The sequence below is a fragment of the Sorangium sp. So ce1014 genome, assembly GCF_051521505.1.
Taxonomy (GTDB): Bacteria; Myxococcota_A; Polyangia; order Polyangiales; family Polyangiaceae; genus Sorangium.
This window is the reverse complement of sequence record NZ_CP150356.1, coordinates 11,348,624-11,370,755: the sequence shown is the minus strand read 5'-3', so window position 1 is coordinate 11,370,755 and position 22,132 is coordinate 11,348,624. Positions and strand designations below refer to the sequence as shown.

Here is a 22,132-nt window from a genome sequence, read left to right as displayed (position 1 = left end):
CTCTCCGGCCGGCCGCGTCGCGCGGAGCGCGTGTCGAGGGACGCCGTCCGCAGGCGCGCCCGTCGCCGGGCCGCCACCGAGCCGCTTCTGGCCGGTCGCCGCCGATCGGTTAGGCTTCGGTCCCCCCCTGCCCCGCAGAGCCCGCCATGCGCTTCGTCGTCGTCTCGCTGATCCTCCTCGTCGTCCTCGGGGCCCTTGGCCTGTACGTGCACCGGCGCGCCTCCGGCCTGCTCGGCTTGAGCCGGCGCGGCCGGCGCGTGCTGGCCTGCCTGCTTGCCGCCGGCGTGCTCGCGATGATCTCCGCGCGGCTCTGGCGGGGCGTGCTGCCCGAGGGCGTGCTCCGCGGGGTGGTGCTCGTGAGCAGCATCCTCTCGCTCGGCGTCCTGCTCTCCGCGGCCCTGCTCGCCATCGTGGACCTCGGGCACCTGATCGCGCGGCTCGGGCGCGCCGCGCTCGGACGCGCCCGAGCCGCCGCGCGCCCCGCAGACGCGGACGTGGCGCACCGCCCTGGCGAGCCAGGGGCGCGCGAGGACGGCGGCGACGCGGGCGAGCCGCTCTCGCCGCAGCTCGCGCCGCTCGCGCCGCCGGCGCTCCCCCGCCGCGCATTTCTCGCGAACGGGGCCGTCGGCTCCGCCTTCCTCATCGGCGGCGGCAGCGCGGTGTATGGCGCCCTGGTCGGGCGACACGACTACGTCATTGAAGAGGTCGCCATCCCGATACCGGGCCTGCCGCGCAGCCTGGATGGCTTCACGATCGTGCAGCTGTCCGACATCCATCTCGGGCTGTTCGTGGGTGAGCCGCAGATGCGCGCCGCCGAGGATCTCGTGCGCAAGGCGCGCGGCGATCTCGTCGTGATGACGGGCGATCTCATCGATTTCAATCCGACGTATGCCGAGCACCTCGGGCGGCTCACCCGGAGGCTGGGCCCGCTCGCCCGGGAGGGGGTCGCGGCGATCCCGGGCAACCATGACCATTTCGCCGGCATCGACGCGGCGCTCGACGCGCTGGAGCGCGGCGGCGCCCGCGTGCTGAGCAACCGGGGGAGCGTCGTGGGCGGGGCCGGCGGCGCCTTCGCGCTGCTCGGCGTCGACGACGTGTGGGCGCGAGGGCGCGTGCCCGGCGGCGGCCCCGACCTCCGCCGCGCGCTCGCGGACGTGCCCGGCGACCTGCCGCGCGTGCTGCTCTGCCACAACCCGGTGTTCTTCCCCGACGCCGCCGGCGAGGTGGCCTTGCAGCTCAGCGGCCATACCCACGGCGGCCAGGTGAACCCGCTCGTCCGGCCTGCCGACCTGGTGCTCCCGCACGGCTACGTGGCCGGGCTCTACAAGCGCGGCAGCGCGCACCTCTACATCAACCGCGGCTTCGGCACCGCCGGGCCGCCCGCGCGCATCGGGGCGCCCCCCGAGGTGAGCCGCATCGTGCTCGTCGCCGCCTGACGCCTGGCGCGATGCCCGGGGCCGCCGTCGCTGAGCCCGCCTGGCGCCTGTCGAGCCGATGCGGGCAGGGGCTCGAGAGCGGCGGTGATCTCCGGCGGCGATCGCGAGCTCCCGAAGGTCCTCGATAATTTTCGCGATAGGGCGTGTCCTCCGGTTCTTGATTCTCGTGCCGAGGGTGTTCAGGCTCTGACGCGCGATGAGCGCGACGCGCGCGACGATCCGACGACCGCTGCCGACCTGTGGCCCGCGAGGGGCGCTCTTGCTGGGCCTGCTGCTCGCGACCTTCGCCGAGGGGTGCGCGCGCCCGCCGCTCGCCGCCCCTGTCGGCCGGAGCGATGCGCCCATCGCCCCGCCGGCGGGCGGCCCGGCGGACGGCTTCGAGCCGGCGCCGGAGCCTCCGCCGCCTGCGGAGGAGCCGGCGCTCCTCGAGATCGAGGTCCCCGGCTTCGGACCTGCGGTGGTCGTGACGGCGCGCGGCGAGGGGCCGCGGCCCGTGCTCGTTGTCGCGCACGGCGCGGGCGATCGGCCCGAATGGCACTGCGAGCTCTGGCGCCCGATGGTGCGAGGGGCCGGGTTCGTGCTCTGCCCGCGCGGCAAGCCCATCGACGCCCGGGCGCCGGATGGCGGGCGGATCTTCTACTACCCGGACCACCACGCGCTGAGCCGCGAGGTCGCCGCGGCCGTCTCGGCGCTGTCGACGCGCTTCGGGGATCGGGTGGATCTCCGCGACCCGGTCTATGCGGGGTACTCGCAGGGCGCGATCATGGGCGCGCTGCTCTTGCCCGGGCACGCCGCGCGCTTCGCCCGGGCGGCGCTGATCGAGGGCGGATACGGCGGCTTCGGCGAGTGGACGCCGGGCACCGTCCGGCGCTTTCGCGGCGGCGGCGGGGCGCGGGTGCTGCTCGCGTGCGGGGGGGCCTACTGCGCGGCGCAGGCGCGCAAGACGCAGGCGATGCTCGAGCGCGGCGGCGTGACCGCGCGCGTCCTGCACGCCGAGGGCGCCGGCCACAGCTACGGCGGCCTGATGGAGCGCGCGCTCCACGAGGTATACCCGTGGGTCGTCGAGGGCGATCCCCGCTGGCTCGGCGGCGCCTCGCCCTCGCCCGATGCGGACGCGCCCTCGCCCGGTGCGGCCGCGCCCTCGCCGCGCGCCGGCGCCCGCTCAGGCGGACGCGGCGGCGATGCCGCGCGCGCGCTCGGCGAGCCCCTGCACGACCGAGTGGAAGCTGCGCAGCTGCCTCACCTTGCCCTCGCCGAACCGCCGCTCGATGCCGCGCCGGAGGGCTGGCACCCTCGCGGTCCCGCCCGTGCAGCACACGACGTCGACCCCATCGAACGACACGCCGGCGTCCTGCACCGTCTGGTCGAGCGCGCGGAGGATCGCGTCGATCTGCCGCTCGCTCCCGGCGTCGAACTCCTCCCGCGCGATGCGCTCGCGGATGTGCATTGACGGATAATCGAACCGGAACTCCGTGACCGCCTCGCCGGACAGCGCGCACTTGCTGCGCTCGATCTCCTCGAAGAGCCGGAAAGCGAGCGAGTCTTCCACGAGGCAGAGCAGGTTATCCATGCGCTGCCGATCCTCGGACCCGAGGGACCACGCCCTCACGTCGCGGAGGAAGGCGAGGACATCGCGGTGCTGGAGCACCGTCATGTCGGCCGGGGAACAGAGCTTCTCGACGATGGGCCGGGGCATGGTCAGCTGGTTCGAGCCGAGCGGGACGCGGTAGGTGACCTCCGCCCCGAAGTGGCGGGCGATCTTGTGGCGCATGACGCTGCCGTCGAGCGCGTCCCCCGCGATGGAGACGCCGCCGAGCGAGAGCACGTCGGACGGCGTGAACCCCTCCGGCCGCATCCGCACGATCGTGTAATCGGACGTCCCTCCGCCGAAATCGGCGACGAGGACGACGGCCCCGCGGTCGAGCTCCAGGTGAAAGTCGTGCGCCGCGGCGACCGGCTCGGGGCAGAAGAAGACGTCGCGAAAGCCGGCGATGCGCGCCGCCCGCTCGAGCCGCTCCTCGGCGAGGCGGTCCTCCGCCGGGTCGGTCGAGAACTTCGCCGGCCTGCCCAGCACGACGCGCGCGACGTCCGCGTCGAAGTGGCGGTTCGCCCGCTCGCGCATCTCGCGCAGGAAGCGGCCGATCAGGTCCTCGATGGTCACGAGCCGGTGCCCGATCTGCGTGCCCGAGAAGCTCCGGTCAGGGAGGTATTTCTTGATCGAGCGGATGAAGCGGCCTTGCATGCCGTTCGCGACGAAGTCCCCGATCGCCGCCGCGCCGCAGGAGAAGTGCTGCTGCCCGAAGAACAGCAGGCTCCGGAGGACGGTGGGGTCGGCCGCCGCGCCGTCGAGCGGGATGGGCGGGCAGGTCGCCTCCGCGCTGGCCGCCGAGAGCAGCGAGTTGGAGGTACCGAAATCGACGGCATACACCTCGGGCCTGAACCGTGCGGACATGATCTCGCCTCCTCGTGGGGTGCCTGGCGGGGACGGGGATCTCGCCGATCCAACCGCTGTTGACAAGCTCGCTAGGACACGCGCGTCACGCGCCGCAGCGCCACGAGGAGCGCGACGAGCGCGATCAGGGCCGGCAGGGCGATCGCGCCGATGTTGAGCCAGCCGAGCCAGTCGGTCGGGGCGAGCCCCAGGGCGGGGATCGGCAGCGCGAATGCGTTGTAGGCGGCGACGCCGAGCGCGAGGACGCCGCACGAGAGGAACAGCCACGCGAGCGCGGCCAGGAGGCCCTTGCCGAGGCGCTCCATGGCCGGCGCGCTCCGCCAGCGCCCGATGAGGACCCGGATCGTCGCGCTGAACGCGAAGAGCGAGAGCGCCCCCGCGACGCCCGCGGCGATGAGCATCTCCGTCTCGCTGAGCGCCCGCCGCTCGGTGACGCCGTAGACCGTGCGGAGGACCATCGCGGCGCTCGTGAAGACCGCCGCGCCCGCGGCGAGGCTCACCGCGATGGACAGCAGCAGCGCGACGGGCCGCGCCCGCCGCGCCCTGCGCGTCACGTCGTCCGCGCTCTGGCTGCCCTGGGCGTTGGGGATGACGACCGTGGCGATCTCGTCGTTCGGCGCGCCGTCGGTCATCGCCGTGGTCGTGCCGAGCGCGCGCGCGGGCCCGAACGGGTCCTGCATGTCGAAGTCGGCGAGCAGGCGGTCGAGCTCCTGCGCGGAGGGCGGCCGGTCCTCGCGCGTCCGGGCCATGGCGCGCTGGATCAGCGCCTCGAGCCCCTCCGGGATGGTCTTGTCGATGTCGCGCGGGCGCCGCGGATCCTCGGTGAGCAGGCGGATCATCGTCCGGGCCGGCTCCTCCTCGGGGAAGGGGCGCTCGCCCGTGAGCATGCGGTAGAGCACGGCGCCGACCGCGTAGATGTCCGCGCGGGAGTCGACCTGGGCCGAGCCTCGCGCCTGCTCCGGCGCCATGTACTGCGGCGTGCCGACCACCGAGCCCGTGCGGGTGAGATCGGCGCCGTCGAGCACCTTGGCGACCCCGAAGTCGAGGATCTTCACGTGGATGCTGCCCCCCTCGCGCCGGACGAGGAACAGGTTCGACGGCTTGAGGTCGCGGTGGACGACGCCGGTCGCGTGGGCCGCGGCCAGGCCCCGGCAGACCTGGCGCGAGATGGTGATGGCGGTCGGGAGCGGCAGCTTGCCGACCTGGTCGAGGAGGCCGCCGAGATCCTCGCCGTTGAGCAGCTCGGTCACCATGCACGGGCGCCCGTCCTTGAGGCGCACGATGTCCACCACGTCGATCACGTGCTCGTTGCCCACGCGCGCGATCGTCTGCGCCTCGCGCTCGAAGCGGGCCATCGCCTCCCGGTGGCTGGCGAAGTGCTCGTGCGGCACCTTGACGGCGAAGCGCTTGGGCAGGCGGATGTGCTCGGCGACGTAGACGCGGCCCATGCCGCCCGCGCCGATCACGCCGGTGATGCAGAAGCTCCCGGCGAGCAGCTCGCCGACCATCGGATCGGTCGCGGTCACGCCCTGGAGCTCCAGGGCGGTCGCGTCGATGGGGCAGACGAGGAAGTCGAGCGGGTACCGGACGGCGCACACGGGGCAGCGTCGGGTAGGTCGTTCCGGGGGTGCCTGCCGCGCCTGGTCCGGGTCGACGTGCCTGGCTAGCTCGACCATCGACCGGCAGTCTAGAACATAAGCGGGTTCCCGGCGCGACGGATCTCGGCCGCGCCGGCCCTGCCGCCGGCGATCACATCTCCTCGAGCTCCTTGCCCTTCGTCTCGGGGATGAAGGCGATGACGAACACGAGCGAGGCCGCCGCGGCGGCGGTGTAGAGCCCGTAGGCGATGCCCAGGCCGGCGACCTTGAGCACGGGGAACGTGGCGGTCACGAGGAAGTTCGCCAGCCATTGCGCGGCCGCCGCGATCGAGAGGGCGAGGGCGCGGATGCGGTTCTCGAACATCTCCCCGAGCAGCACCCACGTCACCGGACCCCAGGACGCCCCGAAGCAGAAGACATAGAGATTGGCCGCGAGGAGCGCGATGGGGCCGGCGGCGCCCGTCAGCACGGGGTTGCCCGCGGCGTCCTCGCCCGCGGCGGCGAACACGGCCGCCAGGGTGCCGAGCGTCAGGGCCATGCCGATCGAGCCCGCGATGAGCAGCGGCCTGCGCCCGACGCGGTCGACGGTCGCGATGGCGAGGAGGGTGGTCGCGATGTTCGTGACGCCGGTGATGACCGTGATCGCGAGGGCGCTTCGCTCGGAGAACCCGACCGCCTGCCAGAGGACGCTCGAGTAATAGAAGATGACGTTGATGCCCACGAGCTGCTGGAACGCCGACAGGCCGATGCCGATCCAGACGATGCGGAGCAGCCCTGAGCGCCCCCGCAGGTCGGCGAGCCTGGGCCGGTGCTCGGACGAGAGCGTCCTCTGGATCGCGAGGAGCTTCGCCTGGGCGGCCGCGCCGAGGAGGCCACGAAGCACGGCGAGCGCCTCGGCCACACGGCCCCTCGCCACGAGATAGCGCGGGGACTCGGGGATCAGCAGCGCGCCGATCCCATAGAGGAGCGCCGGGGGGATGGCGCTCCAGAACATCCATCGCCAGGCGCTGGCCCCGAGCCAGAACGGGTTTGACGCCGAGCCCGCGGACGTCGCGATGGCGTAATCGCCGAGCAGGGCGACGAAGATACCGAGCACGATCGCGAGCTGCTGGAGCGATCCGAGGCGGCCGCGCAGGTGAGCCGGCGCGATCTCGGCGATGTACGCCGGAGCGACGACGCTGGCCGCGCCGATGGCCACGCCCCCGAGCACCCTCCACGCGCTGAAGTCCCAGGGCGAGAGCGCCGCCCCCGAGCCCGCCGCGCTGACGACGAAGACAAGCGAGTTCACCAGCATGGTCCGTGTCCGGCCGTAGCGATCGGCCAGCCTGCCCGCGAGCACCGCGCCGACGGCCGCGCCGAGCAGCGCCGAGGACACGGACAGGCCGACCGCGACCGTGTGCGCTCTGAACATCCTCTCCAGCGCGCCGACGGCACCGTTGATCACGGCGGTGTCGAACCCGAACAGGAAGCCGCCCAGCGCGGCGACGGACGCGATCAGGGCAATCCGTATCGTGGAGGGGTGCTTGTCGCCGCGTCCGTCCCCCTGCTGCCCCGCTGGCTCTCCCATGAGCCCGGTGAACCACGAAGCGTGCCGCCGGCGCCTCGTCAGCTCGAGCGCCGCAGGCGCCCATGGGGCTGGGCGCCCAGAGCAGCGGGATGCCAGCGGGGCGGGACCGATCGCGTCAGGCGGGTCACGACGAAGAAGATCGGCAGCATGTGGATGAACCACAGCGTGCCGATCGGATCGATCCAGCGCCGTAAATAGGCCAGCACGACCCCGCGCGCTGAGGCGTCGTCCGCGCGGACCAGGGGCTCGAGGTCCACGACCACGAAGCGCAGCGTCATCCACAGCAGATAGTAGTAGAGGAAGTGCACGACCTTTGTGTCGAGGTAGCGCCGCCACGGCCGGCGCAGCGCGCTCGCCAGGAAAAGGCCGGCGATCAGGAAGAAGTCGGGCATGCGGAACGGCCGGGCGAACTTGACGACCTCCTCGAGCCAGCCGATCTCGCGCATCCGCTCCTGCGCGACGTCATTCGCGTGCAGCATCACGACGAAGAAGATGCAGATGCCCTTCGCGTAATCGACCCACTCCACCCGCGGCTTCGGGATCTGCACGCTCGGCGCGATGGCGGGCGGTTCACCTGCGGCTTGCATGGAGAGGGAAGCCTTCATGTACAGAACGACCTCGTCGACACCCACCCGACGACACGACCGCGTCACCGATGCACGAAATCGGGAGCAGTGCCCATCATAGCAAGAAACGCGAGCTTCCGGCGACGAGCGAGATCGAATCCACGTCGGACAGACGTCCGAGGAGTAATGTCGTGACCAGAGCGAACCTGGTCACTTTGACGAGCAAAACTGGTCGATGAGGTCACGACCAAAATCATCATTCGTCGTCAAATCTCGACCGGTGGTCACCCGATCTCGCTCGAGGTGCTCTGCGAGCAACCTGGACGCATCGGCGGGCGATATGGCATGAACGCATCCACGACGATCGGAGCAGGGTGCCGGAACGGCGTCCTCGCTGCCGCCGAGATCTCCGTGGCGGCCCTGCGCGAGCGGGACGAGCACGCCGGGGCGCGGCGCTGCCCCCGCGCCCTGCCGCGGGCGTGCCGCCCGTGGAGAGGGGCAAAGAACGTCTGCTGCCCGCGCGATCCGGGCGGCGTGGAGGTCCGGGAGCGCTACCGGGCGTGGGCGCAGAGGATGGCGGCGGCGCCGCGGCCGCACACGTCGAGCGCGCCGTCGCCGTCGAGGTCGGCGAGCTCCAGCGTCATGCCGTGGCGGTCGACGCCCCAGCCCGCGGCGTTCGTGTAGTCCTGCGGCAGGATCGGGCGCATGCGATCGAAGCCGCTGCCGCTCGACAGCCCGCAGACCAGGCCTGTGGGGCTGCGACCGCACACGTCGGCGTAGCCGTCTCCATTGATGTCGCCGAGGCGAATGGACCCATAATAGGCGCGCGACGCGTCCCAGCCGGTCGGGGTCCCGGTGTCGGCGAAATCGTTCCGCAGCGACCACCTGCGCGGGTCCTCGAAGCCGCCGCCGCCGGCCTTGCCGGTGGCGCAGATGATCTTGGCGGCGCCGCGGCCGCACACGTCGGCGCGACCGTCGCCGTTGATGTCGCCGAACGCGAGGGTCATGCCGTGCCGCTCCGCGCTCCAGCCGAGCGCGTCGAGGTACTCGGTGCCGAGCCACGTGGCGGCGGGCTGGAAGGCGCGGTGCTGATCGTTGATCGCGCACTGAATGCCGCCGGCGCCGCGGCCGCAGACGTCGGCGTAGCCGTCGCCGTCCACGTCCACGAGGCGCAGCGAGCCATGGTATTGCGCGCCGGCCGCGAACTCGGTCGCGTTCGAGAATGACGTGGTCCAGGCGCGAAAGTCGGGCACGAAGGCGGTGCCGGTCGCGTTCGCGGTCGCGCAGAGGATGCCGGCGCCGCCGCGGCCGCAGACGTCGGCGCGGCCGTCGTGGTCCACGTCCCCGAGCATGAGCGTCATGCCGTGCATCTCGGTGGCCCAGCCGCGCGCGTCGCTGAACTCGGCTGTGTAGAGCGCGGGAGCGCCGAAGCCGGATCCGCCCTGGTTCAGGGCGCAGTAAACGCCGTCGGGGCGGCGGCCGCAGACGTCCGCCAGGTGATCGCCGTTCACGTCGCCGAGGCGGACCGAGCCATAGTAATACGAATGGTCCCCGTAGAGGCCGGACGCGTCGCCGTCGCTGAGCAGGCCGCCGCTCGTCCAGCCGGTCACCACGCCGAAGCGCGGGGTAAAGCTCTGCCGCGGGACGACCTCCAGACCGCCGCCGCTCGCCGGCTGCGCGACGCAATCCCAGACCTGGACGACCGTGCCGTTGGCCGGATTGGCGCCCCTCACGTCGAGGCACTTGCCGTCCAGCCCGCGCAGCATGCCGTCGCTCGTGAGGGTCCACTTCTGGTTGGGCACGTCGACGCAGTCCCAGATCTGGACGGGCGTGCCGTTCGTGGTGTTCGCGCCCCGGAGATCGACGCACTTGTCCGTGCCGGTGAGCTGGATCTTGCCGCCCTCGAGGGTCCATCGCTGGTTGGGCACGCCGGCGCAGTCCCGGATCTGGAGCGTTGTGCCGTTCGTGGTGTTGCCGCCCGGGAGGTCGAGGCACTTGTCCGACAGGCCGGCGAGCCACCCGTCCGCATAGGTGATCTGGGCGCTCTGGTACTGGCTGCCCAGCCATGAGCCGTGCGCGCTGTCGCCGTAGGTCGAGCAGTCGCCGATATGCGCGTCATGCGCCGCGTAGGCGCAGAAGACGTCGGTCTTGTCCGCCTTCTGCTGCGCCGAGAGGTTCTCCTCCTCGTTCGCGATGTTGTAGTCGCGGTGCACGACGAGCTGGTGGTCCGGCGCGTAGGCGTGATGCGCATTGAACGCGAACTTCGCCGCGTGGACGTGATCGGAGTGGTCGCCGCCGTAGAGATCGCTCAGGTCCTGGATGTGCATGCGCGTCGGGGCGAAGCGCTCCACGAGCGAGCGCAGGACCGCGCCGAGCTCGCTCTTCGTGTAGGTGGTGCCGGCGCAGCTGCCCCACGTACCGAGCACCGGGACCGTGGAGGCGCCCGTCGTATCGTTCCACAGGTTGCGCAGGCTCTTGTGACCCGGGCGGTTACAATCGGTGTCGCCCGAGGGGGAGGCGAAGCCGTCGCCGCCGCCGCCGTCGGGCAAGCGCAGGAAGACGACGGAGACGCGGCGGTTGCCGTCGAGCGTGAAGCGGTAGGTGGGCTTTTCGTTCACCGTATCGACGCTGGCGGTCCAGCGGTTGGCCACGCCGGCCATGAGCGCATAGGCCGCGCGGATGCCCGCCTCGCGCCCATCCTTCCAGTAGGCGCTTGTGTCGCCGGCGTCGCCGGCCGTGAGATAGACGGTGCGCACGGTGTGCCCGGCGCGAATGCTCTCACGCACGTCCGGGCTCATGAACAGCAGGTCGTCATCCTCGTGGGCGACCATGTAGAGATCATGAAACTGGCTCCCTGCGGGCAGCGTGAGCGCCCCGGCGGCCTCCCCGGATTCGTCGCCCGGCGCGGCGTCGTCGGAGGCGTAGCACCCGGCGGCGAGCCCGCCCGGTCCGAGCAATCCGATGAGGAGAAGGCTGCGCGCTGCGGCGCGCTGCCAGCGAGAGGGAGACTTGGGCTGTTTTGAACTGGACACTGGACACTCCTGCCTTCGAGCCGCGCGGGTCGCGAGGCGAGCAGGCGCGAGAGCAGGATGCGTGCCCGGGCGATGGGCGTGGGATGGGCGAGGCTCCGGCGGTATCCTGCGGAGAGCGGTGGCGAGAGGGCGTCGCCGAGCCGGCCAGTGGCCGGCCGGTGGACCGCCGGCCACATCGAGCGGGGCCGCGCAGCGTGGGCCAGAGCAAGCCGCGCAGGTGTGGGCGTACAGTATCACCTGAATGGTTCAACCCGACGGCTGCGTGATCCTCTGGCCTGAATTTCAATTCTACCGGGAGGCTCCCGGCAGCCTCCGGTCGCGCTTCGGAAGGAGATCCGGCAGCGCTTCGCCACGGATCGCGCAGCGCTGGTCGTACGAAACACGGCGAGCGGCTCCCGCGACCGCCTCGCGCGCCGGAGACTCTATCAGCGCGCTCCGCCGCGACGTGCCTGATCGGCCCAGTAGGCCTGGTAATGCTGATACAATCCCTGCCAGGAGCGATGCTCGTCCGGCACGCGGCTCAATCGCTCTTGCCATGCCTTGTCGACAGCGAGCCTGTCGTGGTGCGACACGAGACCGTACCGTTCGAAAATGGCCTCGCTCTGCCGCGGAGACACGGCGAGCTCCGCGCACAACGAGGCGTACTGCGCGAGGGTCAGGCGAGAGATCGGCCCGCTCGTCGGCGCTGGCGTCGCCGCGGCGGAGAGGGGCTCCGGTGCCGGGGGAGGAAGCGGGGGAGCTGAGGGACGAGACAGCGAAGCGACACCCTCCTGCGACGCCGCACGCGATGGCGAAGCGGGCTGGAAGGGCAACGGATTCCTGGCGACCTGCGGTGGCGCCATCAGCGTCGAACCGAAAGGACTGCCCACCTGCGGGGTGGCTGTCACGCCTGTCGGAGCTCCCGGCGGCGGAGAGCGCCTCGTATCGCCGGCGTCCCGCTCCACGGCAGGGGGGTGCGCCGGTGCCTCGGAAGGGGACTTGAACGGAAGAACTGGCCCGTGTGGAAGAAACGCGGGCAGGTGTGAGGTCCCTGGCTGTGACCTGGGGGCGGCCGGCGCCTGGATGGGCAACGGGCGGGCAGGGACGTCACTGGACCCCCTCGAACCTCCGGCCGCGCCGGACGCCCAGCCTCCCGGCGTGAACGCAATCGTCGCCACGTGGGCTCGTAGCTCGGCGAGGTGCTTCTTTTGCCGGGCCACCCAGTCGTGAGGTGAGAAGAGCGACGGGATCCCTGTCAGCACCGCGAGCTCGAGCGCGGCCTCCTCGCGCCGGTCGGGCGGCGTCGATTTCGCCTCGATCTCGTTCACGATCTGCATCGGCGAGAACGGAACGCCGCCGCGCGTCCTCAGCCGCGCGTCGAGGCGCCGCGCCTCCTCGTGCATCCACGCGGACCACCGCGCCGGATCGGTGACGACCCGCTCCACCTTGCGCAGCGGGACGGGGATCCCGCCCGCCGCCGCCGCCTCCGGAGGAAGCTCGACTTCCCACGGCTCCTCGATGATCTCCCGCAACCCGGCGCCCGTGATGCGGTCGAGCGCCTCCGCGGCGGCCGCGACGACCTCCACGTCCTCGCGCCTCAGGAAGTCGAGCAACGTCCCGAGCGACTCGACGTGCCCGTAGCGGCCGAGCCCGCGCAGGATCGGCGCCGTGGGAGCGTCGTGCGCCGCCGCGAGCAGGCGGTCCAGATCGCTCACGCGCCCGACCAGGCAGAGCAGCGGCAGGGCGCGACGGCGCCGCGCGTCCGAGGTAGGCGCGTCGACGGCGCGGCGCAGGAGGTGGACGGCCGCGCCGCCCCCGCGCTGGAGCAACGACGCGACGGCGGCGAGGAAGAGATCGTCGTCCTCGGTCGTCCCGCAGATGCGCTCCAACGTTTCAATCGCGTCCCGCCGCGGCAGCGCCGTCGCGAGCGCCCGCGCGACACGCGCCGCGATCTTCGGCTCCGGGCGTTCGAGGAGCGCCTCGACGACATGATCCGGCGTCTGCCCGCGCGCATGCAGCACGTCGAGCGCGAGCGCGACGTGCTCGGGCCGGGCGCTCGTCGTGAGGTCCGCCATCGCGACGTCGATCGCAGGGCTCGGCGCGAGCCAGAAGCCCTCCATCCAGCCCGGATACTCCTCCGGCGCGCTCTGCTTGAGCGTCATCACCGCCGCGCCCACGGTGTCGCTGCCCTCGATACAGCCGAGCGTCAACGCGACGGCGAACGCGCGCTCCGGGTCGGGCGCCTTGGCTTCCGCATGGAACAGCGACACGAGCGGCAACACACTCCCACCCAGCGCGGCGAACGCGTCCAGGTTGTCGAGGAGGCGCTGCTCGAAGGGCTCCTGATCGAGCCACGTCTCCATCGCGTTGGGCTTGCGGAGGCTGCGACCGGCGGCGAGGTCCTCCAGGCAGTCGCGGCCAATGTCGCGGAGGAGCTGAACCTCCTCCACGGCGGGCTCGAACGGCGCATACGGGGCCTCGCCGGCCGGCGCCGGCGTGGGCTCATCGCGATCCTGGCCGGCGAGGCGCTCGGCCAGGGCGCCCGAGAAGGCGTCGGCCGCAAAGGCCTCCAGCTCCGCCAGCGTGCGAGGGGTGGCCAGGGTGACCGGCGCGGCGGCAGAGGCCCGCGGGGGATCGCCCGACTCCAGCGAGACATGCGGCAGCAGCACCAGGCGCGCGGGGGCGTGGAGCTCCGGCAGCCCGACGCTGGCGCGCATGGGGCGCGCGCGCAAGGCGCCCGCGGCGGGGCCGGAGATGACCTCGGTCCGGCGAGCCAGATGGATCTGACGGACCGCCTCGGCGCCCTGGAGCATGGCGGCCTCGGCCTCGGCGAGGTGCGCCACGGCGCGCCGGAGCGGATCGCTGAAGGCCGGATCGCCTGCGCGCTCCAGCAGCGCGCGCGACTCCCGGGCCATGGCGGCAGCCTCGATGAGGCCGTCGAGGTGCGCCGCCGTGATCACCTGCGAATCGATCGCCAGGTAGGCGCAATGAACGGCGCGCAGCAGCCTGTCGCGCAGATCGGCCCGGGGGAGGTCGAGCGGGAGGAGGGCGATGGCGAGCAGCGCCTCCTCGATCGAGCTCCGCCCGCGGCGCGCCGCGCTGTGGCCGGGCCCCGAGGGCGGCTCGGGTCCGGGAGGGGTGAATCCAGCATGGCTCGGCCCCGCGCTCATCGTGCCGTCTGCTGCTCGAGCACCATGGCGCCGCGCTCGGGTCCGTCGGAGTGGGTCGCGATCAAGGCGCGGACGCCCGGCGCGCAGCCCGTCTCCCAGCGCGTCACCGCCATCGCGGCCAGCACCGCCGCGCTCGCTGCGCCCAGATCGCCCGTCTGGAGCAGCGCGGCCTCGTGAGCCACGTCCTGAGTGAACACCGCGTGATTGCGCAGGAACGCGCTGGTCCACTCGTCGACCCGATGGCGCTCATTGGCCACATCGGTCAGCGCCCACGGAATGCTCCCAGCGCCTCCCAGGCCGGCGGCCTCGGCGGCCTTCTTGACGGCGAGCGTCATCCCGAGCCCGAGGCACGGCTCGGCCGAGCCATAAGGGTGCGGCTCGTCCACCACGGCGGCGGAGAGCAGCCTGCCGCGGCGGGGAAGCGCGCCGCGCCGGCTGCGGGCGGCCAGCAGCAAAAACCCCGCGCCCTCGCCGGGGATGAAGCCGTTCTCCGTCTCGGGTCCGTGCAGGCGCAGCTCGCGATCGAGGTGCTCGAGCGCGTCCGGATCGAAATAGCTGTCGACGCCGCCGACCGCGATCGCGTCGCAGCGCCCGGCGCGCAGCTCGCCGAGGGCCGCGTCGACGGCGGCCACGCCGCCCCCGCGGCCCTCGCATACCAGCCGCGATCGATCGAGATCGAGCGGCACCTGCGAGCGGGCCGCCAGCCCAGGAAGCAGGTGCTGCATGAGCCTCGCGTCGAAGCCGGGCCGGGCCCGGCTCGGGAGCGCCACGATGACCGGCAGGCGCGCCGCGGTCCGCCCAGACTGCGCGGTGAGCCAGGGATGCGCCGCCTGAATCAGCGCCGGCCCCGCCAGCGCCAGGAAACGATCCATGCCATAGACGCCGTCGCCGATGGAGCGCAGCCGGGCCATGCCGATGGGCTGGCCCGATTTGTCGATCATATGCGACGCGCGCGGCGCGAGCTTCCGCGCGCGCGCGCTCATGGTGACCTGAAGCGCGGTCAGGCCGGCCGCGGTGCGGGCACCGACGCCCGCGATCACCGCGCCGGCCGCGACGGCGCCACCCGGTTCGCTCACGCGGGTACGGTCTCAAGGGGGACGCCTCGTGTCAAGGATCGGAGGGCTTTGTCTTTGCGGGGCCGGGAGCGGCCGGGTAACCTGCAATCAGGCGCTCGACGCAGGGGCGGGAGGGAGCCGGTGATGGGTCGAGGATTGCGCAGGGAGGAGCGCGACATTGCGCGGCAAGTGTTCCAGTCATCCATACCGTACTGCCGCGTCGAGATTCATCCCGGCATCGGCATCGGCGGCGTCCCCTTCACCCTCCCTTTCCCGCTCCCCATCGTCTCTCCCATCGCGCTCGGCTACATCATCCACGCTGGCGCCGAGGCGTTCTTCGCCGGAATGCATACGACGGATGCGTTGCGAGCAACCCTGATCCACGAGCTCACCCACGTGTGGCAGGGCGTCCACGGCCTCTGGAGCACGCAGTTCGTGCACAGCTCGGTGATCGCGCAGGGCCGGGCGATCGCCGGCGGCAATCGAGAGGACGTTTACATCTATACCGCAGGCCTCACTTGGGACGAGTACAACGTCGAGCAGCAGGCGAGGATCGTCCAGGACTGGTTCACGGGCGGGATGGACACGAGTAGCCCGCTCTTCCCCTACATCCGCGACGAGCTCCGCGACACATCGTTCAACTTCTGACCGCCACGATTCACAGAAGGGGAGCCCCATGAGCGTGAACGCCAGGCTGACGTGCGATCCCATGGGCGAGCTCACCGTCGTCACCGCCAGCGTCACGGAGGCGATCTCCGGCGTCGTCCGGGCCGCCGTGAGCGCGCTCGGCGGCGACGACGCCGACCTCGACGGCGCGCCCGGGCAGCCCGCGCACCTCGTGATCGAGGAGGAGGGCGGCATCGTGCGCCATTTCCACTTCATCGTGAAGGCGGTCCACTTCGAGGGCCGCCAGATGCGCGAGCGCCGGCGCTACAACCTGGAGCTTGTTCACGAGCTGTATCTGCTCTCGCTGCGCGCCGATGTGCGCATCTTCCAGGACAAGGACGTCAAGGCCATCGTGTCCGAGGTGCTCGAGGGGGCGGGCGTCCCCTCCGACCACGTGAGCTTCACCGTCCAGCGCTCGCTGCAGAAGCGCGAGTACTGCGTGCAGTACCGCGAGACGGACCTCGATTTCGCCTCGCGCCTGCTGGAGCACGAGGGGATCTTCTACTTCGCCCACGACGACGCGTCCTCGACGCACCTCACCTTCGCCGACGCTCAGAGCGCATTTCCGCCCATCGAGGGCGACTGCAAGGTCCCGCTCTGGAAGGGGCACGGGTACGGCATCCACGAGCTGGTGTTCGAGTCGCGGCCCACGCCCGGCAAGGTGACGCTCTCGGACTACAGCTTCGCCAACCCCGCCGTCGATCTCACCATCCGCCAGGACACGGGCGGCGGCCCGGGCGATTGGTTCGAGTACACCGCCGGCCACACGACGCAGGCCGAAGGCAGGGCGCTGGCCGGCATCCGCCTCGACGAGCTCCTCTCGGAGGGCAAGGTCGGGCTCGGCGCGTCGGACAGGCTCGGGCTGCGCGCCGGTTCCTGGTTCGAGCTGGAAGGCGCGCAGCGCGCCGCGCTCGACGGCAAGTACCTCTTGACCGAGGTCGAGCACGTGCTGGAGCGGGCGCACGTCTTTAACCGGTTCCGCTGCATCCCGTACGACCGCACCTACCGCCCGCGGCGCGCCGCCCCGCGCCCGGTGATGCGCGGCGCCCACTCGGCGGTGGTCACGGGCCCGGCAGGCGCGGAAATCCACACCGATGAGCACGGCCGGATGAAAGCCAAGTTCTTCTGGGACCGCCTGGGCAAGAACGACGACCAGAGCTCGTGCTGGATGCGCGTCGGTCAGCTCCCCATCGGCGGATCCATGGCGCTGGCGCGCGTGGGCTGGGAGATGGCGGTCGTCTACCTCGACGGCGATCCAGACCGGCCGACGGCCGTCGCCCGGCTCTACAACGCCGAGAAGACGTCGCCCTACAGCTACCCGGCCGCCATGACGCGGATGGCGCTCCAGACGCCGTCGAGCCCGGGCGGCGGCAAGTCCAACGAGATCCGGATGGAGGACGGCTCGGGGGGCATGGAGTTCTTCGCCAATGCCTCGAAGGACTACGACGGCCAGGTGAACAACAACCTGACCGAGACCATCGCCGTCGATGAAAAGCTGGCGGTGGGCTCCGACTGCGAGATCAACGTGGGGGCGAGCCAGAAGATCTCGGTCGGCGGCGACGAGTCGACAACCGTCGGCGACGTGGAGGGCGTGACCATCAAGGCGGACCGGACCAAGAGCGTGGGCGGGTCCGAGTCGGTGACGGTCGGCAGCGGCCTCGCCATGAAGGTGGGCGGCTCTGACACCGAGTCGACCGGCGGCAGCCACACCACGCTGGCGGCGCTCGGCATCACCCGCACCTCGTCGAGCTCGCACGACCTGACCGTCGGCGGATCGCTCGTGTCCGCGGCGGGGGCCGGGGTGGGCGTGGCGATCGCCGGCGCCAAGTCCGAGACGGTGGGCGGCCTGAAGCTCGCGATGTCGCCGGCCACGGTGGGCGAGTCGGTCGTGGGGGCGCTGGCCGAGACGGTGGGCGGCGTGCGGGTGCAGGCCGCGGGCGGCAACCGCGAGGGCGCCACCAAGGGCGCGGCCGCGGTCACGGTCGGCGGCGTGCTGTGCTCCAGCGCCGGCAGCAAGGTGAGCATCAAGGGCAAGAAGGTGACAATCCGCGTCGCCGGCGTCGCGAACCTCCTGGGCGGCGGCGCCATCCTCAACATGACCCCCGGATCGGTCTCGTTCGTGGGCCTGGTCGTGCTCGACGCCTCGGGCAATATCACCATCTCGGGAAACCCCAACCTGGCAGGGTGACGCGATGCCCACCGCCGAGCTCGCGATCAACGGCGTCGATCTGGACGTCGACATCGTCCGGGGCACCTCCGGCCTCAGCCGCCCCTTCGCGTTCAGGGCGCAGGCGTCGAAGGCGTCGTCGCCGCCGGAGCTCGCCGAGCTGGTCGGCGCGCCCTTCACGCTGACCCTCCGCGATGCCTTCAATGTCGCGCTCGAGGTCCGCGGCGTCGTCATGTCCGCCGAACGGACGGCGGGCGCGTCCGGCGACGCGACCTTCGATCTCTCGCTCGAGCCCGAGGTCGCGCCGCTCTCGGTCGGCCAGGGCTCCCGCGTCTTCCAGGAGATGACCGCGGTCGACATCGTGAAGGAGGTCCTCTCGGACGCGGGCGTGCCCGGCACGGCCATCCGCTGGTCCACCTCCGGTAGCTACCCCAAGCGGCCCTACTGCGTGCAGTACCACGAATCCGACTGGGCCTTCGTCGAGCGGCTATTGGGCGAGGAAGGGATCTTTTATCACTTCGAGTGGAGCGACGGCGCGACCACGCTGGTCCTCCTGGACGATTCGACGGCTGCCCCCGATATCGAGGGCGGCGCCGCGCTGCCCTTCCGGGACGACAGCGCGCTCGCGTCCACCGAGGCGAGCGTGGTCCGGGTGGGCCGCAAGGCCTCGCTCGTCCCGACGGGCGCGCGGATCCGCGACTACAGCTTCGACAAGCCCAGGCTCGATCTCGACGCGGAGGCGGGCAGCCCCACGCGCGAGATCTACGATTTCCCTGGGCGGTTCGGCGCCCCGTCCGACGGCGACCGGCTGGCCCGCGTGCGGCTCGAAGGGAAGAAGGCGCACGAGCGGGAGATCTTCGGCGAGTCCATCAGCCTGAGGCTGCGGCCGGGCCAGATCTTCGAGCTGACCGAGCACCCCATCGAGGCGCTCAACGGCCGGTATCTTGTCGAGTTCGTCTCCTACTCGGCCACCGTGCACGGCGAGATGCACCTGATCTGGCGAGCCATCCCCGCCGCCACCCCGTACCGCGCCGCGGCCTCGGCGGTGACGCGGGCGCCCGGCGGCCCCCAGACGGGCGTGGTGGTCGGCCCGAGCGGCGAGGAGGTCTATCCGGACAAGAGCGGCCGGATCCGGGTCAAGCACTGGTGGGACCGGTCGCCCGCGCGCGACGAGACGGCCTCGACCTGGATGCGCGTCGGCCAGTTCCCGCTCGGCGGCTCGATGGTCCTGCCGCGCATCGGCTGGGACACCCTGGTCCACCACCACGAGGGCGACATCGACGCCCCGTTCGTGCTGACCCACCTCTACGACGGCGCGCACCCCGTTCCGTACGCGCTGCCCGCCGGCAAGACGCGCACCGCCTGGCAGACGGCGACCACGCCGGGGGGCGGCACGACCAACGAGATCCGCTTCGAGGACAAGAAGGGCTCCGAGGAGATCTTCATCAACGCCTCGAAAGACATGAACGTCGTGGTCGGCGACAACAAGCAAACCAAGGTCGGCGTCGATCACGTGCACGACATCGGGTCGAACCTCGGCACGACCATCGGCGGCCAGCTCAAGGTCGGCGTCGTCTCGAGCCAGAGCGTCTCGATCGGCGGATCGGAGACGCTGAACGTCTCGAGCGACCGGACGATCACGGTGAGCGGCGCCGAGTCGGCCACCGTCGGCGGATCGCGATCGGTCACCGCATCGTCGGGCGTGACCTTGTCCGCCACCGGGGGCCGGACGCTGACGGTCGGCGGGACCATGACGTCGGCGTCGGCGCTGGCGGTCGCGCGCATGGCGCTCGGTACGATGAGCGTCACCGTGGGCGGGAGCTGGATCAGCGCCGCCGCGACGGGGCTCGCCAACGTGACGGGCGGTGCCTCCTCCGAGACGGTGGGCGGCGCCAAGATCCACCTTGGGGCCGCGGGCTGCGAGACGGGCGTCAAGGGCGCCCTGGCCGAGACGGTGGGCGGCGCGTACGTGATCGCCGCCGGGGGCAACGTCTCGGAGTCATCGAGCGGCGCGCTGGCGCTGACCGTGGGCGGCGCGTTCGTGGCCAACGCGCCCGCGATCGAGATCGAAGGCGAGTCGGAGATCTCGATCCGCTGCGGAGCGTCGGTGCTGACGATCTCGTCGGGCTCGGTCGAGGTCAAGGCGCCCTCGCTGGCGAGCCCGGGCGCGACCATCAGCAAGAAGGCGTCGAAGGTCAACCACAACTGAGGCGCGCATGGCCGAGCAAACGTTCCTTCACCAGCTCATCTTCACGGCCGAAGGGGTGGACCCCGGCGCGGCGCAGGTCCGGAGCCTCGAGTGCGCCGAGGGCCTCTCGCGGCCGTACGCCGCCGAGGTCGAGCTCGACGCGGCCGATCCCGACTTCGATCCGAGCTCGCTCCTCCTGAAGAGCGCCGAGGTGTTGGTGGATCAGGGCGGCGCGGTGCTCCGCCGGTTCCGGGGCGTCGTCACGCGCACGCGCGAGGTCGCGAGCGACGCATCGGGCCGGACGCGCTTCACGGTCACCATCGAGCCGCGTCTCGCGGTCCTGCGCCTCAGCGCCGATCATCGCATCTTCCAGGAGCAGACCACGCAGCAGATCGTCGAGACGCTGCTGGGCGAGGCCGGGATCGAGGGGAGCGAGTTTCGCCTCTCGGGCTCGTACCCGACGCGGGAGGTGTGCACGCAGTTCGGCGAGACCCACCTGGCGTTCATCTCCCGGCTGCTCGAAGAGGACGGCATCTTCTACTTCTTCGAGCACCGCGAGGGGGGCGACGCGCTCGTCTTCGGCGATAGCAAGTCGGCCTACTCGGCCACCACGCCGTCCGACGAGCTGCCCTTCCGGCGCGCCTCGGGCCTCATCTCCGAGCAGGCGGTGTTCGAGCTGCGCGAGCGCGACCGCGTCCGGCCGGCCAAGGTGACGCTGCGAGATCACGACTTCAAGCGGCCCGCGCTCGATCTGGAGGCGTCGGCGCGGGACCAGGCGCCGCTCGGGCGCGAGCACTACGATCACCCTGGCCGCTACGTCGATCCTGGCGAGGGCAAGCGCCGCGCGCAGGTCCGCCTCGACGCGATGGCCTGCCAGGCCAGGCGCGTCGCAGGGACGAGCACCGGCTTCTCGCTCACGCCGGGCCACACCGTCAAGGTGACCGGCGCGCCGGACGCGAGCCTCGACCGCGAGTGGGTGGTGGATGAGGTGATCCACCACTGGTGGATCGCCCAGGGCGCGGCCAGCTTCGCCAACCGCTTCGAGCTGCTCCCGGGCGACGTCGACTTCCGGCCGCCCGAGCGCTCCCCGCGCCCCCGGGTGCGCGGCCCGCAAGTCGCGCGCGTCACCGGCCCGAAGGGCGAGGAGATCCACTGCGACGAGCACGGACGCGTCAAGGTGTACTTCCCCTGGGATCGGCGCAGCACCCGCGACGAGAAGAGCTCGGCCTGGGTGCGCGTCGGCCAGATGCACACCAGCGGCTCGGTCGCCATCCCCCGCGTCGGCTGGGAGGTGCTGATCGAATTCGAGGACGGCGATCCGGATCGGCCGATCGTGGTGGGGCGCCTCTATAACGGCATCTACGCGCCGCCCTACAAGCTACCCGGCGGCAAGACGATGTCGTCGTTGAAGTCGGCGTCGACGCCCGGCGGAGGCGGGCACAACGAGATCCGGATGGAGGACGGGGCCGGCGGAGAGCACCTGCACGTGCATGCGCAGAAGGACCTGAACCTCAACGTGGGCAACAACAAGACCGAGACGATCACGACCAACGCCCTGCACAGCGTCGGCTCGAACCAGACCCGCACCGTGGGAGCCAACGAGACGCTCGAGGTCAGCGGCCAGCACGGCCTCACCGTGGGGGCCTCACAGACGTGGTCGGTCGGCGGATCGCGGACCAAGACCATCGGCGGCGGCGAGAGCGTCACGGTGACCGGCTCGCGCACGCTGTCGATCGGCGGCAGCCACACCACCATGACGCCGCTCACGGTCGGTCACTCCACGCCCGCGGCGTTCTCCGAGACGGTGGGCGGGAGCTGCATCGAGGCGGCGGCGCTCGGGGTGAGCATGGCGGCGGCGGGCGTGGGCTCGTTCACGGTGGGCGGCTCCAAGGTCGAGGTGGTCGCCACCGGCAAGACCGACATGACGCTCGGCGCCCGCGCGTCGACCGTGGGAGGCGCCTTCATCTCGGCGAGCAGCGGCAACGTGGCGGTGAAGACCGCCGGCGCCAAGGCGACCACGGTGGGCGGCGCGTGGGCCGCCAACGCTGGCGGCGATGTGGTGCTCGCCAGCAAGGCCAACGTGACGATCACGGTGGGCGGCGCGGTGGCGCTGAACGCGGGCAGCGTCGCGCTCAAGGTGGGCGGCTCGACCGTCACCCTGGCCGCCGGCATGGTGGTGATTCAATCGCGCGAGATCAAGCTGACGGCGACAGGGCCTCACGCCGAGCTCGCGCCGATGGTGGAAGACATCTGACC

The 22,132-nt window shown here is 71.8% G+C and carries 12 protein-coding genes; 5 read left to right on the top strand and 7 right to left on the bottom strand.

Going from position 1 to position 22,132, the window contains the following annotated elements; translation table 11 throughout:
* Window positions 1-146 precede the first annotated feature (146 nt).
* Complete coding sequence (locus WME75_RS42885; RefSeq protein ID WP_437483349.1) at window positions 147-1,436, top strand: metallophosphoesterase; 1,290 nt, start codon at window positions 147-149, stop codon at window positions 1,434-1,436.
* A gap of 1,162 nt (window positions 1,437-2,598) precedes the next feature.
* On the opposite strand, the gene WME75_RS42880 is transcribed toward WME75_RS42885, so the two are convergent.
* The 7 genes from WME75_RS42880 to WME75_RS42850 form a co-directional block, all read right to left on the bottom strand.
* On the bottom strand, window positions 2,599-3,888 hold the full coding sequence (locus WME75_RS42880) for an Hsp70 family protein (RefSeq protein WP_437483346.1): 1,290 nt from the start codon (window positions 3,886-3,888) through the stop codon (window positions 2,599-2,601).
* Window positions 3,889-3,959: 71 nt separating this feature from the next.
* Window positions 3,960-5,486, bottom strand: a complete 1,527-nt coding sequence (locus WME75_RS42875; protein WP_437483343.1) for a serine/threonine-protein kinase — start codon at window positions 5,484-5,486, stop codon at window positions 3,960-3,962.
* Window positions 5,487-5,637: 151 nt separating this feature from the next.
* Window positions 5,638-7,053, bottom strand: a complete 1,416-nt coding sequence (locus tag WME75_RS42870; protein ID WP_437483340.1) for a sugar porter family MFS transporter — start codon at window positions 7,051-7,053, stop codon at window positions 5,638-5,640.
* Between the two features lie 38 nt (window positions 7,054-7,091).
* On the bottom strand, window positions 7,092-7,658 hold the full coding sequence (locus WME75_RS42865; RefSeq protein WP_437483337.1) for an acyltransferase family protein: 567 nt from the start codon (window positions 7,656-7,658) through the stop codon (window positions 7,092-7,094).
* A gap of 512 nt (window positions 7,659-8,170) precedes the next feature.
* Complete coding sequence (locus tag WME75_RS42860; protein ID WP_437483334.1) at window positions 8,171-10,651, bottom strand: ricin-type beta-trefoil lectin domain protein; 2,481 nt, start codon at window positions 10,649-10,651, stop codon at window positions 8,171-8,173.
* A 425-nt stretch (window positions 10,652-11,076) separates the two neighbouring features.
* Window positions 11,077-13,800, bottom strand: a complete 2,724-nt coding sequence (locus tag WME75_RS42855) for a HEAT repeat domain-containing protein (protein WP_437483332.1) — start codon at window positions 13,798-13,800, stop codon at window positions 11,077-11,079.
* Complete coding sequence (locus tag WME75_RS42850) at window positions 13,797-14,876, bottom strand: beta-ketoacyl synthase N-terminal-like domain-containing protein (protein ID WP_437483329.1); 1,080 nt, start codon at window positions 14,874-14,876, stop codon at window positions 13,797-13,799. The genes WME75_RS42855 and WME75_RS42850 overlap by 4 nt, the downstream gene beginning before the upstream one ends.
* A gap of 123 nt (window positions 14,877-14,999) precedes the next feature.
* Here WME75_RS42850 and WME75_RS42845 point away from each other — a divergent pair, with 123 nt between their 5' ends.
* The 4 genes from WME75_RS42845 to WME75_RS42830 are packed head-to-tail and all read left to right on the top strand — an operon-like array spanning window position 15,000 to window position 22,130.
* Window positions 15,000-15,503, top strand: coding sequence for a hypothetical protein (locus WME75_RS42845; protein ID WP_437483326.1), 504 nt, complete (start codon window positions 15,000-15,002; stop codon window positions 15,501-15,503).
* 28 nt (window positions 15,504-15,531) lie between these two features.
* The gene (locus WME75_RS42840) at window positions 15,532-17,709 is read left to right on the top strand and encodes a type VI secretion system Vgr family protein (RefSeq protein WP_437483323.1); all 2,178 of its coding nucleotides are present in this window, start codon (window positions 15,532-15,534) and stop codon (window positions 17,707-17,709) included.
* A 4-nt stretch (window positions 17,710-17,713) separates the two neighbouring features.
* A complete protein-coding gene (locus WME75_RS42835; RefSeq protein ID WP_437483320.1) occupies window positions 17,714-19,897 on the top strand; it encodes a type VI secretion system Vgr family protein in 2,184 nt (727 codons plus the stop codon).
* Window positions 19,898-19,904: 7 nt separating this feature from the next.
* Window positions 19,905-22,130 (top strand): type VI secretion system Vgr family protein, encoded by a 2,226-nt coding sequence (locus WME75_RS42830; protein WP_437483317.1) that lies wholly within the window; start codon window positions 19,905-19,907, stop codon window positions 22,128-22,130.
* Window positions 22,131-22,132 lie beyond the last annotated feature (2 nt).